The sequence below is a fragment of the Delftia sp. SD018 genome, from assembly GCF_017355445.1.
Classification (GTDB): Bacteria; Pseudomonadota; Gammaproteobacteria; order Burkholderiales; family Burkholderiaceae_C; genus Comamonas; species Comamonas acidovorans.
In genome coordinates this window covers 1-13,710 of the sequence record NZ_JADDRN010000018.1, presented here as the reverse complement: position 1 = coordinate 13,710, position 13,710 = coordinate 1, and the positions used below count along the sequence as shown (strand labels likewise).

Genomic DNA, 13,710 nt, shown 5'->3' with positions numbered 1-13,710 from the left:
TAGCCTGGCACTCAGAAATTCAGAGTGCGCTTGTCAACGGCGAGGGCCGCTTCCTTGGTGGCCTCGGACAGCGAGGGGTGGGCATGGCAGATGCGGGCGATGTCTTCGCTCGATGCCTTGAACTCCATGGCGACCACGGCTTCGGAGATCAGCTCCGAGACCATGGGGCCGACCATGTGCACGCCCAGGATTTCGTCGGTCTCGGCATCGGCCAGGAACTTGACCATGCCCGTGGTGTCGCCCAGGGCGCGCGCACGGCCGTTGGCCAGGAAGGGGAAGGTGCCAGCCTTGTACTTGACGCCCTGCTCCTTCAGTTGCTGCTCGGTGCGGCCCACCCATGCGATTTCGGGGCTGGTGTAGATCACCCAGGGAATGGTGCCGAAGTTCACATGGCCATGCTGGCCGGCAATGCGCTCGGCCACGGCCACGGCCTCTTCCTCTGCCTTGTGCGCCAGCATCGGGCCGCGCACCACGTCGCCCACGGCCCAGACGCCGGGCAGGCTGGTCTTGCAGTCGTCATCGACCACGACGCAGCCGCGCTCGTCCAGTGCCAGGCCCACGGCCTCGGCATTGAGGCCGGCCGTGTTGGCGGTGCGGCCGATGGAGATGATCAGCTTGTCGGCCTCCAGCGCCTGGGCTTCACCCTTGGCGTTGGTGTAGGCGATGGACACGCCCTTCTTGCCGCTCTTGATTTCGCCGATCTTCACGCCCAGCTCGATCTTCAGGCCCTGCTTGTCGAACGCCTTCTTGGCTTCCTTGGCGATCTGCTCGTCCACGGCGGACAGGAACTTGTCCATGCCTTCGAGCACGACCACTTCCGTGCCCAGGCGGCGCCAGACCGAGCCCATTTCCAGGCCGATCACGCCAGCGCCGATCAGGGCCAGCTTCTTGGGGGCCTTGCCCAGGCGCAGGGCGCCGTCGTTGGACAGGATGTTCTCTTCATCGAAGGGCACGCCGGGCAGCGCGCGGGCGCTGGAGCCCGTGGCGACCACGATCTGCTTGCCCGTCAGCACTTCCTCTTCCTTGCCGGCAACCTTGATCTCGTAGCCGCCCTCGACCGCCTTGACGAACGAGCCACGGCCGTGGAAGAAGGTGACCTTGTTCTTCTTGAACAGGTACAGGATGCCGTCGTTGTTCTGCTTCACGACCGCATCCTTGCGGGCGATCATCTTGGCCACGTCCATCTCGACCTTGCCGGTGGAGATGCCATGGTCGGCAAAGTGCAGATTGGCGTGCTCGAAGTGCTCGGACGACTGCAGCAGGGCCTTGGAGGGAATGCAGCCCACGTTGGTGCAGGTGCCGCCCGGAGCGGCGCCGCCCGCGGCGTTCTTCCATTCGTCGATACAGGCCACGTTGAAGCCCAGTTGTGCGGCACGGATGGCGGCGATGTAGCCACCAGGGCCCGCGCCGATGACGATGACGTCGAATTGCTTGCTCATTTGTCTTCTACCTTTATCAAATCGGCGATCAGCCCCTGAGTCAAAAGGACGTACCCCGTGCTGGAGGAAATCGGAACACCAGCGTTCAGATTTTTGAAAACCGGGGTGTTCAAGGAAACCCTGCACACGGCAAGAAACGGTGCGTTGATGCAGGCATTGCCTTCATCGACCGTCAGTTTCCACTCTCCATGGGGCGAAAGAGGCAGACCGGCGAGGTCCAATACGCTCCAATTGCCAGAATCATCCTGCCTGATCCTGACGCTGGGTTTGCCAGCTTGATTTTCACAGGCCTGCTGCAGTGCAGGCGCCATCTCGGCAGACGCACGAATGGACTGGCAGTCCATCCGGTAGTCGCCGATCAGTCGAGCCTGCGCTGGCTGCACCGTTGGACGGAACGTCCCGCACGATGCAAGCAGCAGTGCCGATGCCACAGTTGCCATGGCAGTCTGCAGCATGTCTTCTCTTCGATTTACAGGTCGAACAGCAGGCGCGAAGGATCTTCCAGCGCGTCCTTCATGGCCACCAGGCCCAGCACGGCTTCGCGGCCGTCGATGATGCGGTGGTCATAGGACATGGCCAGATAGTTCATCGGGCGGACCACGACCTGGCCGTTCTCGACCATGGCGCGGTCCTTGGTGGCGTGCACGCCCAGGATGGCCGACTGGGGCGGGTTGATGATGGGGGTGGACATCATCGAGCCGAAGGTGCCACCGTTGGAGATGGAGAAGGTGCCGCCGGTCATGTCTTCAATGCCCAGCTTGCCGTCTGCCGCCTTCTTGCCGAATTCGGCAATCTTCTTTTCGATGTCGGCGAAGCTCATCTGGTCTGCATTGCGCAGGATGGGCACCACCAGGCCACGGGGCGAACCCACGGCGATACCGATGTCGAAGTAGCCGTGGTAGACGATGTCGTTGCCGTCCACGGAAGCATTGAGCACGGGGTACTTCTTCAGGGCGTGCACTGCCGCCTTGACGAAGAAGGACATGAAGCCCAGCTTGGTGCCGTGTTCCTTGGTGAAGGCATCCTGGAACTTCTTGCGCAGATCCATCACCGGGGCCATGTTCACTTCGTTGAACGTGGTCAGGATGGCGTTGGTGGACTGCGACTGCAGCAGGCGCTCGGCCACACGGGCACGCAGGCGGCTCATGGGCACGCGCTGCTCGGGACGGCCGCTGAGGTCTTCCTTGGCAGCGGGAGCCGACACCTGGGGCAGCGCCTTGGTGGGCACGCCGGTGGGGATGACGGCAGCCGTGGACTGCACGCCGCCCTTGACGGCGGCCAGGGCGTCGCCCTTGGTCACGCGGCCATCCTTGCCGGAGCCAGCCACGTTGGCGGCCGACAGGTTGTTCTCGGCCAGCAGCTTGGCAGCGGCGGGCATGGCGACATCGCCCTTGCTGCCGCCAGTGGCAGCAGCAGCGGCGGGAGCAGCAGCAGGCGCTGCGGCAGCGGGAGCGGCGGCTGCGGCAGGAGCGGCAGCGGCCACGCCGGCCACGCCTTCGGTGTCGATCTTGGCGATCAGCTGCTCGGCCACCACGGTGGCGCCGTCACCTTGCACGATCTCGGCCAGCACGCCAGCGGCGGGTGCGGGCACTTCGAGCACGACCTTGTCGGTTTCGATTTCGATGAGGATCTCATCGATTGCAACCGCTTCGCCGGCCTTCTTCTTCCAGGTCAGCATGGTGGCCTCAGCGATGGACTCGGACAGCTGGGGAACTTTGACTTCAACGATAGCCATTTGTGATTCTTTCCAAAAGTGTTCTGTACTGATACGTAGCGGGTGGGGGCTGCCTTACTTGTTCAGGACAAAACCCTTGAGCTTGGAGAACGCGCCTTCCACCAGGGCCTTTTGCTGCTCCTGGTGCAGGTGTGCGTAACCCACGGCGGGCGATGCCGAGGCAGCGCGGCCGGAGTAGCCCAGCTTCTGGCCATCGAGCATGTTCTCGTGGATGTAGTGCTGCACGAAGAACCAGGCGCCCTGGTTCTGCGGCTCGTCCTGGCACCAGACGATCTCGGTGGCGTTGCCGAACTTCTTGAGTTCAGCGGCGAAGGCCTTGTGCGGGAAGGGGTACAGCTGTTCGACGCGGATGATGGCGACGTCCTTGCTTTCCTTCTCGGCGCGCTTCTTGACCAGGTCGTAGTAGACCTTGCCCGAGCATGCGATCACGCGCTTGACCTTGGCCGCGTTCTTCACGACGGCTTCGTCCTGCTCGGGGATCACGGTCTGGAAACCACCGCTGGTGAACTCGGACAGCGGCGAGGTAGCATCCTTGTTACGCAGCAGCGACTTGGGCGTCATGATGACCAGCGGCTTGCGCAGCGGGCGCACCATCTGGCGACGCAGCACGTGGAAGATCTGGCTGGCCGTGGTGGGCTGCACGATCTGCATGTTGGCGTCGGCGGCCAGCTGCATGAAGCGCTCCAGGCGTGCCGAGCTGTGCTCGGGGCCCTGGCCTTCATAGCCGTGCGGCAGCATCAGCGTCAGGCCGTTGATGCGGCCCCACTTGACTTCACCGGAGGCGATGAACTGGTCGATCACCACCTGGGCGCCGTTGGCGAAGTCGCCGAACTGGGCTTCCCAGATCACCAGGGTGTTGGGATCGTTCGACGCGTAGCCGTACTCGAAGCCCAGCACGGCCTCTTCGGACAGGATGGAGTCGATGACGGTGAACGGAGCCTGGCTGTCGGCCACGTTCTGCAGCGGAATGTAGGTGCCTTCGCTCCACTTTTCACGCTTTTGGTCATGGATGACCGAGTGGCGGTGGGTGAAGGTGCCGCGGCCGCAGTCCTCGCCCGACAGGCGCACGGGGTAGCCCGATGCGACCAGCGATGCGAAGGCCATGTGCTCGCCCATGCCCCAGTCCACGTTGACATCGCCGCGGCCCATGGCTGCGCGGTCGTCATAGACCTTCTTGACCAGCGCGTGCGGGGTCACGGTCTCGGGGATGGTGGTGATGCGTTCGGCCAGGCGCTTCCATTCGGTCAGCGGGATGGCAGTGTCGCCAGCGTCGGTCCAGGTCTTGCCCAGGAACGGGCTCCAGTCCACGGCGTACTTGCTCTTGAAGTTCGTCAGCACCGGGTCCACGGTGTGGCGGCCTTCGTCCATGGCGGCGCGGTAGGCCTTGGCCATGTCGTCGCCCAGCGATTCGCCCAGGCCTTGCGTGGCCAGCTTGTCGGCGTACAGCTTGCGGGTGCCGGGGTGGGCGCCGATCTTCTTGTACATCAGCGGCTGGGTCAGGGCAGGCGTGTCCTGCTCGTTGTGGCCCAGCTTGCGGAAGCAGACGATGTCCACGACCACGTCCTTGGAGAATTCCATGCGGAATTCCAGCGCCAGCTGCACGGCCAGTGCCACGGCTTCCGGATCGTCGCCGTTCACGTGCAGCACGGGCGACTCGATCATCTTGACGATGTCGGTGCAGTACAGCGTGGAGCGGGTATCGCGCGGATCGGACGTGGTGAAGCCGATCTGGTTGTTGATGATGATGTGCACCGTACCGCCCGTGGTGTAGCCACGGGTCTGGGCCAGCGCCAGGGTTTCCTGGTTCACGCCCTGGCCGGCAAAGGCGGCATCGCCGTGCACCAGCACGGGCAGCACTTGCTTGCCGTGCGGGTCGTCGCGGCGGTCCATGCGCGAGCGCACCGAGCCTTCGACCACGGGGTTGACGATTTCCAGGTGCGAGGGATTGAAGGCCAGCGACAGGTGGACAGGGCCGCCAGCGGTGGACACATCGGAGCTGAAGCCCTGGTGGTACTTCACGTCACCCGAGGGCAGATCTTCGGGAGCGGTGTGATCGAACTCGGCGAACAGGTCCTTGGGCATCTTGCCCAGGGTGTTGACCAGCACGTTCAGGCGGCCGCGGTGGGCCATGCCGATCACGACTTCCTGCACGCCCTTCTGGCCGGCAGCGTTGATCAGCTCGTCCATGGCGACGATGAAGCTTTCGCCACCTTCCAGCGAGAAGCGCTTTTGGCCGACGTACTTGGTGTGCAGGTAGCGTTCCAGGCCTTCGGCAGCCGTCAGGCGGTCGAGGATGCGCTTTTTCTGGTTGGCGTCAAAGCTGGGCTTGGTACGGCTGGTTTCCAGCTTTTGCTGCCACCAGCGCTTTTGCGTCTGGTCGGTGGCATACATGTACTCGGTGCCCAGGGTGCCGCAGTAGGTCTCGCGCAGCGCGTTCATCAGCTCGCGCAGCGACATGCTTTCCTTGCCGAAGAAGGTGTTGCTCGTGTTGAACACCGTTTCCTGGTCGGCATCGGTGAAGCCGTAGAACGACGGCTCCAGCTCGGGAATTTCGGGGCGCTCGGTGCGCTTGAGGGGATCGAGATCGGCCCAGCGTGCGCCGACATTGCGGTAGGCGGCGATCAGCTGCTGGACGGCGGTGCGCTTGCGGCCCAGCTCGGAGTCGGCGCCGGAGGCCACGACCACCTTGGTGCCGCCTTGCTTGGCGCGCTCGGCGAAAGCGTTGATGACGGGCTGGTGCGGAACGTCCTTGGAGTCCGTGCCGTCGACTGCGGGCACATGTTGCAGTGCATCAAAGTACTCGCGCCAGGAATCCGGCACGCTACCGGGGTTGGCCAGGTAGTTCTCGTACATTTCTTCGACGTAAGGGGCATTGCCGCCGAAGAGGTAAGTATTGCCTTGATAGGCTTGGTAGACCGACGTCTGATCGCTCATATTGCGCTGACCTCCGCCTCCCTGAAGGAGGCATTAGCTGGTTTGTAGAACCTTCCGCGACACGGCTGTACCGATTGGCGGATGCGACTGTGGCTGGGGAAGGGCCTGGTTGCGACCGCCATTGTGCCACCGTTCAAACATCGCAGCAGGGCAGTTACCAAGCGATTACCTGGACCCTCCGGGAGTTCCCGCAGTCGCGTACATTGGCGCATCTTCCGAACGGACCGACAGATGAACCTGCTGCCCTTACACAAACGCACTTTCATGCTGCTGCTGATCGCGGCGACCATAGGCTTCGGTGCCGTGCTCTGGGAATTCATGGGGGCCATCTTCTGGGGCGTCGCCCTGGCCATCCTGTTCTCGCCGCTGCACCGGCGCCTGCTGGCGCGCATGCCCCGGCGCACCAATCTCGCCGCCCTGTCCACCCTGCTGCTGTGCCTGGTCGTGGCCATCCTGCCGCTGGCGCTGATCGGCGCCTCCCTGGTGCGCGAGGCCTCGTTGATCTATGAGCGCGTCAACAGCGGCAACCTGGACGCGGGCACCTATCTGCAACAGATCATGGACGCCCTGCCCTCCTGGGTCACACCCTGGCTGGAGAGGTTGCACCTGGGCTCGCTGGCCGAGCTGCAGGACAAGCTGTCCAGCATCGCCATGCAGGCATCCAAGCTGGCCGCCACCAAGGCGCTGGGCATAGGGCAGAACACGTTCGGCTTCCTGGTGGGCTTTTGCGTGATGCTGTACCTGCTGTTCTTCCTGCTGCGCGACGGCCGTGACCTGACCCAGCGCATCCGCATGGCGATTCCGCTGCAGGCCGACCACAAGGCCGAACTGTCGAGCAAGTTCACCACCGTGATCCGTGCCACCGTCAAGGGGAACCTGGCCGTGGCGGCCGCCCAGGGCGCGCTGGGCGGGCTGATCTTCTGGATTCTGGGCATCCAGGGGCCCGTGCTGTGGGGCGTGGTGATGGCCTTCCTGTCGCTGCTGCCCGCCGTGGGCGCCGGCCTGATCTGGGCCCCTGTGGCCATCTACTTCCTGGCCACCGGCGCCATGGGCAAGGGTCTGATCCTGATCGCCTACGGCGTGCTGGTGATCGGACTGGTGGACAACGTGCTGCGCCCCTTGCTGGTGGGCAAGGACACGAAGATGCCCGACTACATCGTGCTGATCTCGACGCTGGGCGGCATGGCTCTCTTCGGACTGACGGGTTTTGTGATAGGCCCCGTGATCGCGGCCCTGTTCATGGCGATCTGGGACATGTTCTCGCGCATGCAAGTGCAGGATGAGGAAAAGCGCCGCCAACTTGCCCAGGCAGGTTTGGCGCATGCTGAATATCAGACATCGGATGATATGGACCTCAAGCAAGCACCGCAGGATCCGCGCCCGCCGGCACGCTGAGCCTGCTCCGGCCCCTCCCTCTGGACGGGGGCCGGAAATCCATTTTCAGGCATTCAATGGGTGCAAATGGATCGCATTCGCGCAATAGCCTGGATCCATCGACCTCATTCATCCACTCAATGAATGGCGGATTGATATAAAACAAAATGTCCGAAGCCCTGAATCCAGATAATCATTTCAACTGATGATCCCGCCGGGCGGCGCCCTGGCAAGCCCCGCGCAGCAAGGCCTGGCGTGGAGCTTGCGCGCGAATGCCGCACAGGCCGACTCAGGATTAAGGGTTATTTCCCGGATTGATTCCGGGGTGCACTCGTAGAATTTGCTTACAAGCGTCAATTTCTATTAGAAGGTACCCCACATGGTCCAATTCTCCAGACGCCAGTTCATGAAAGTGACTGGTTCGACTCTGGCCGGATCCAGCCTGGCGTTGATGGGCTTCTCGCCCACTGCCGCCCTGGCTGAAGTGCGCCAGTTCAAGCTGGCCGCCACCACGGTCACCCGCCAGACCTGTACCTACTGCTCGGTAGGCTGCGGCATCCTGATGTATTCGCTGAGCGACGGCGCCAAGAACGCCAAGCTGTCGGTGATCCACGTCGAGGGCGATCCGGACCACCCCGTCAACCGCGGCACGCTGTGCCCCAAGGGCGCCTCACTGCTGGACTTCGTCCACAGCCCGCACCGCCTGAAATACCCCGAGTACCGCGCCCCCGGCTCCAACGAGTGGAAGCGCATGTCCTGGGACGAGGCGCTGACGCGCATCACCAAGCTGCTCAAGGACGATCGCGACGCGAACTTCGTCGAGCAAAACGACAAGGGCCAGACGGTGAACCGCTGGCTGACCACCGGCATGCTGGCCGCCTCGGCCTCCAGCAACGAAGCCGGTTACGTCACACACAAGGTTGCCCGTTCCTGGGGCCTGCTCGCACTCGATAACCAAGCACGTGTCTGACACGGCCCGACGGTGGCAGGTCTTGCCCCGACGTTTGGCCGTGGAGCGATGACGAACCATTGGGTCGACATCAAGAACGCGGACGTTATCCTGATCATGGGCGGCAATGCCGCTGAAGCACATCCCTGCGGTTTCAAGTGGGTGACCGAAGCGAAGGAGCACAACGGTGCGCACTTCATGGTGGTCGATCCGCGCTTCAACCGCTCCGCCTCCGTGGCCGATTTCTATGCCCCCATCCGGTCGGGCTCGGACATCGTGTTCCTGGGTGGCGTGATCAACTATCTGCTGACGAACGACAAGATCCATCACGAATACGTGAGGAACTACACCGACTTCTCGTACATCGTGAAGGAGGAGTTTGCGTTCGACGAAGGCATCTTCTCGGGCTACGACCCGCAGACACGCAAATACGACAAGTCCAGCTGGGACTATGAGCTCGACGCCGACGGCTACGTGAAGGTGGACGCCAGCCTGCAGCATCCGCGCTGCGTGTACCAATGGCTCAAGCGCCACTACGCCAGCTACACACCCGAGAAGGTGGAGAGCGCCTGCGGCACGCCCAAGGAAAAATTCCTGCACGTGTGCGAGAAGCTGGCATCGACCGCCGTGCCGGGTCGCGTCGCGACCATCCTGTACGCACTGGGCTGGACACAGCACACCACGGGCGCGCAGATCCTGCGCACGGGCGCCATGGTCCAGCTGCTGCTGGGCAATATCGGCGTGGCCGGTGGCGGCATGAACGCGCTGCGCGGGCACTCCAACATCCAGGGCCTGACGGACCTGGGCATCCTGTCGGCCTCGCTGCCCGGCTACCTGACGCTGCCCAACGAAGGCGAGCAGGACTACCAGAAGTACATCGACGCGCGCACGCCCAAGGCCATGCGCCCGGGCCAGATGAACTACTGGTCGAACACGCCCAAGTTCCACGTGAGCCTGATGAAGGCCTGGTGGGGACCGGCGGCCACGGCCGAGAACAACTGGGCCTTCAACTACCTGCCCAAGCTGGACAGGCAGTACGACATGCTGCAGGTGTTCGACCTGATGGCGCAGGGCAAGATCAACGGCTACATCGCCCAGGGCTTCAACCCGCTGGCGGCCCTTGCGAACAGCAACAATGTGCGCGAAGGCCTCAAGAAGCTGAAGTTCCTGGTGATCATGGACCCGCTGGTCACCGAGACATCGGAGTTCTGGCAGAACCACGGCGAGTTCAACGACGTGGATCCGGCATCGATCCAGACCGAGGTGTTCCGCCTGCCCACGACCTGCTTTGCCGAGGAAGACGGCGCCGTCGTCAGCTCCTCGCGCGTGCTGCAGTGGCACTGGAAGGCGGCCGAGCCCCCGGGCGAGGCCAAGACCGACATTGCCATCATGTCGGCCCTGCACCTGCGCCTGAAGCAGGCCTATGAGAAGGACGGCGGCAAGTTCCCCGAGCCGATCACCAAGCTGTGGTGGCCCTATGCCCATGCCGATCATCCGACCTCGGAAGAGATCGCCAAGGAGTACAACGGCCGCGCCCTGGTGGACCTGTTCGACCCCAAGGACCCGACCAAGCTCATCCGCAAGGCCGGCGAGCAGCTGGCCGGCTTCGGCGAGATGCGCGACGACGGCACGACGATGGGCGGCTGCTGGATCTGGGCAGGCTGCTGGACCTCGTCCGGCAACCAGATGGCCCGGCGCGACAACAGCGACCCCACGGGCATAGGCAACACGCTGAACTGGGCCTGGGCCTGGCCGGCCAACCGCCGCGTGCTCTACAACCGCGCCTCCTGCGACCGCAACGGCCAGCCGTTCGATCCCAAGCGCACGCTGATCCGCTGGAACGGCAAGGCCTGGGGCGGTGCCGACGTGCCCGACATGGGCCCGACCATGCCGCCGGAGACCACCGATCCGTTCATCATGAACCCCGAGGGCGTGGCGCGCTTCTTCGCCCGCAAGGGCATGAACGAGGGACCGTTCCCCACCCACTACGAGGCCTTTGACAACCCGCTGGGATACAACCCCATGTATCCCGACAACAAGCTGGCGGTCATCAACCCGGCCACGCGGATCTTCGACTCCGTCAAGGATTCGGCGGGCTCGCCCAGCGAGTTCCCGCACGTGGGCACGACGTACCGCCTGACCGAGCACTTCCACTATTGGACCAAGCACGTTCAGCTGAACAACATCGTTCAGCCCGAGCAGTTCGTGGAAATCGGCGAGGCGCTGGCCAAGGAACTGGGCATCGAGACCGGCCAGCATGTGAAGGTCAGCTCCAAGCGCGGCTTCGTCAAGGCCGCAGCCGTGGTGACCAAGCGCATCAAGCCCATGAAGATCGATGGCAAGACCATCCACCACGTGGGCGTGCCCATTCACTGGGGCTTCTCGTCGACGGGCCGCAAGGGCTACATGGCCAACAACCTGACGGCATCGGTGGGCGATGGCAACAGCCTTACCCCGGAATCCAAGACCTTCCTCGTGAAGGTGGAAAAGGTTTAAGGAGCAGCTGATGTCATCAACCATGTCTCTCGATATCAAGCGTCGCTCGGCCACGACGACGCCTGCCCCCAGTGCGCGCGAAACGCACAGCGGCGAGGTGGCCAAGCTCATCGATGTCTCCAAGTGCATCGGGTGTAAGGCCTGCCAGACCGCCTGCATGGAGTGGAACGACCTGCGCGACGAAATCGGCACCTGCGCGGCCGGCGTCTATGACAACCCGACCGATCTGACCGATCAGTCGTGGACCGTCATGCGCTTTACCGAGTACGAGAACGAAGCGACCGGCAACCTGGAGTGGCTGATCCGCAAGGACGGCTGCATGCACTGCGAGGACCCGGGCTGCCTGAAGGCCTGCCCCTCGCCGGGCGCCATCGTGCAGTACAGCAACGGCATCGTGGACTTCCAGCAGGACCAGTGCGTGGGCTGCGGCTACTGCGTCACGGGCTGCCCGTTCAACATCCCGCGTATCTCCAAGAAGGACCACAAGGCCTACAAGTGCACGCTGTGCTCGGACCGCGTGGCCGTCGGCCGCGAGCCTGCCTGTGTCAAGACCTGCCCCACCGGCGCCATCATGTTTGGCACCAAGGAGGCGATGAAGGACCAGGCCGAGCACCGCATCGGCGACCTCAAGCGGCGCGGCTATGCCGAGGCGGGCCTCTATGACCCGCAGGGCGTGGGCGGCACCCATGTGATGTACGTGCTGCATCACGCGGACAAGCCTTCGCTGTACAAGGGCCTGCCCGACGACCCGAAGATCAGCCCCATGGTGTCCCTGTGGAAGGGCGTTGCCAAGCCGCTGGCCATGGCCGCGCTGGGCGCAGCTGCCGTCGGCAGCCTGTTTCACTACATCACCAAGGGCCCGAACGACGTGTCCAAGGAACTGGAAGACGAAATGGACCGCAAGGACCAGGAAGCCGCTGAAAAGGAGGCCCGCCGATGAAACGCAACCCACGTGACCTGGTGCGCTACAACGCATCGGAGCGTGCCAACCACTGGGTGGTCGGCATCTGCTTCATCCTGCTGGCGCTGTCGGGCCTGGCGTTCTTCCACCCGGCCTTCTTCCCGCTCACGCAGCTGTTCGGCGGCGGGCCGTGGACGCGCATCCTGCACCCCTACATCGGGGTGGTGATGGCGCTGTTCTTCATCATCATGGCGCTGCGCTTCTGGCGCCTGAACGTGGTCGAGCCGCGCGACATCGAGTGGCTCAAGAACGTCAACAAGATGATCGACGGCGACGACCACGACATGCCCGAGCAGGGCAAGTACAACGGCGGCCAGAAGCTGCTGTTCTGGGGCCTGGTCATCGGCATGCTGGCGATCACCGTGACCGGCGCGCTCATGTGGCGCGCCTGGTGGACGCTGCCCGTCAACGTGGTGCGCGCCGCCTCGGTGGTGCATGCCATTGCGGGCGTGTGGATGATCGGCCTGATCATCATGCACGTGTACGCGGCCATCTGGACCCGGGGCACCATCCGCGCCATGCTGTACGGCACGGTGACGCGGGCCTGGGCCAAGCAGCATCACCGGGGGTGGTATCGCAAGATGACCGGGGATAACGACTGAGCCCCCTGAGCGGCTGCGCCGCTTCCCCCTCTCGCTTCGCGGGGGGGACGGCACCCTCGGTGCGGGGCGGCCCTTCCTCGGTGCCCCTGCTCTGGGGCACGCCGGTTTCATAGGCCAAGGACAATGCGGAACCCCGTGTTAGCCTTTCGCCTGAAGCCACCAGCCGCCCGGCGTCCCTGGACGCTGGGCGATTGTCTTTTTGGAACATTCCAATGCAACGCATTCTTCAACCTGGCGATATCGAGTCGCTGGATCACACCAGTTTTCCGCGCGTGCTGCTGCCGCAGTTGCCGGGGCTGTTCGTCGAGCGGGCGGCGCGGCTGCGGCAGCTGGCCGAGGGTAATCCGATTGCCGATTACCTGCGGTTCGTGGCGCAGATCGTGGACGCGCAGGGCAAGGCGGCCGGGCAGTTGACGCTGGCCGAGCCCGATGCGGCGCTGATCGCGCGGGCGCAGGAGCATTCGATGCCGCTGCTGCCTGCCGCCGACCATATCGATCCCGCCTGGCACGGCGTGCTGGACCGCATGCTCGATGCCCTGTCGGGCGCCGATGGCCTGCCTGCGCCGCTGCAGCCGCTGCTGCAGGAGCTGCGCGCGCTGGACACGGCCGGGCGTGACGAGATCGCGCAGCGGCTGCTGCAAAAGGAAGTGGCGGCCCGCCACGTGGGCATGGCGCCTTTTGTGATGGCTGCGCTGCAGGTGGTGTTTGCCACGCGCGCCAGCGGCCTGAGCGCACGCGACGTGCCCTACACCGATCCCGCCTCGATCTGTCCCGTCTGCGCCAGCGAGCCCGTGGCCAGCGTGCTGCGCATCGGCGGCAAGGCGGCGGGCCACCGCTACCTGCACTGCGGCACCTGCTGCACGGAGTGGCACATGGTGCGCGTCAAGTGCTCCCACTGCGAGTCGACCAAGGGCGTCGAGTACCAGGGCATCGATGGCGCAGGCGATACCGTGCTGGCCGAGACCTGCGAGGAATGCGGCAGCTACCGCAAGGTGGTCAACCAGGAAAAGGACCCGATGGCCGAGCCCCTGGCCGACGACCTGGCCTCGCTGATGCTGGACCTGCTGATGGGCGAGGAGACGCGCTTTCAGCGCGCCAGCGCCAATCCCCTGCTCTACGTGGCCTTTGCCGAGGAGCAGGATGAGGCCGGCGACGCGCTGATCGACCCCGCCACGCCTGCTGCCTGACCCTTTCGCACGCCATGACCGATACCGCCGCCC

Annotated in this window: 9 protein-coding genes; 5 read left to right on the top strand and 4 right to left on the bottom strand. The window is 64.2% G+C overall.

Annotation, left to right across the window (positions count from 1 at the left end; translation table 11 throughout):
* Window positions 1-11 precede the first annotated feature (11 nt).
* From lpdA to INR38_RS17975, 4 genes are read right to left on the bottom strand one after another with little or no spacing between them, the layout of a single operon-like run.
* Window positions 12-1,439, bottom strand: a complete 1,428-nt coding sequence (gene lpdA / locus INR38_RS17990; protein WP_013802658.1) for a dihydrolipoyl dehydrogenase — start codon at window positions 1,437-1,439, stop codon at window positions 12-14.
* Window positions 1,436-1,894, bottom strand: coding sequence for a hypothetical protein (locus tag INR38_RS17985; RefSeq protein ID WP_207442642.1), 459 nt, complete (start codon window positions 1,892-1,894; stop codon window positions 1,436-1,438). The genes lpdA and INR38_RS17985 overlap by 4 nt, the downstream gene beginning before the upstream one ends.
* Before the next feature lie 14 nt (window positions 1,895-1,908).
* Entirely contained in the window at window positions 1,909-3,174 is a 1,266-nt protein-coding gene (gene odhB / locus INR38_RS17980; protein WP_013802659.1) for a 2-oxoglutarate dehydrogenase complex dihydrolipoyllysine-residue succinyltransferase, read from the bottom strand.
* 54 nt (window positions 3,175-3,228) lie between these two features.
* Window positions 3,229-6,108: a 2-oxoglutarate dehydrogenase E1 component gene (locus INR38_RS17975; protein WP_034393004.1), complete on the bottom strand. Its 2,880-nt coding sequence runs from the start codon at window positions 6,106-6,108 to the stop codon at window positions 3,229-3,231.
* Between the two features lie 231 nt (window positions 6,109-6,339).
* Between INR38_RS17975 and INR38_RS17970 the strand changes: the two genes are divergently transcribed.
* From INR38_RS17970 to fdhE, 5 genes are all read left to right on the top strand, one after another.
* Complete coding sequence (locus INR38_RS17970; RefSeq protein WP_034393000.1) at window positions 6,340-7,503, top strand: AI-2E family transporter; 1,164 nt, start codon at window positions 6,340-6,342, stop codon at window positions 7,501-7,503.
* A 358-nt stretch (window positions 7,504-7,861) separates the two neighbouring features.
* Complete coding sequence (fdnG, locus tag INR38_RS17965) at window positions 7,862-10,927, top strand: formate dehydrogenase-N subunit alpha (protein ID WP_080518199.1); 3,066 nt, start codon at window positions 7,862-7,864, stop codon at window positions 10,925-10,927.
* 10 nt (window positions 10,928-10,937) lie between these two features.
* Window positions 10,938-11,867 (top strand): formate dehydrogenase subunit beta, encoded by a 930-nt coding sequence (gene fdxH / locus INR38_RS17960; RefSeq protein WP_012205325.1) that lies wholly within the window; start codon window positions 10,938-10,940, stop codon window positions 11,865-11,867.
* Window positions 11,864-12,490 carry a formate dehydrogenase subunit gamma gene (locus INR38_RS17955; RefSeq protein ID WP_012205324.1) on the top strand — a complete coding sequence of 209 codons (627 nt, stop codon included), beginning with the start codon at window positions 11,864-11,866 and terminating at the stop codon, window positions 12,488-12,490. Before fdxH ends, INR38_RS17955 begins: the two co-directional genes overlap by 4 nt.
* A gap of 212 nt (window positions 12,491-12,702) precedes the next feature.
* Entirely contained in the window at window positions 12,703-13,677 is a 975-nt protein-coding gene (gene fdhE / locus INR38_RS17950; protein ID WP_013802663.1) for a formate dehydrogenase accessory protein FdhE, read from the top strand.
* The last annotated feature ends 33 nt before the right edge of the window (window positions 13,678-13,710 follow it).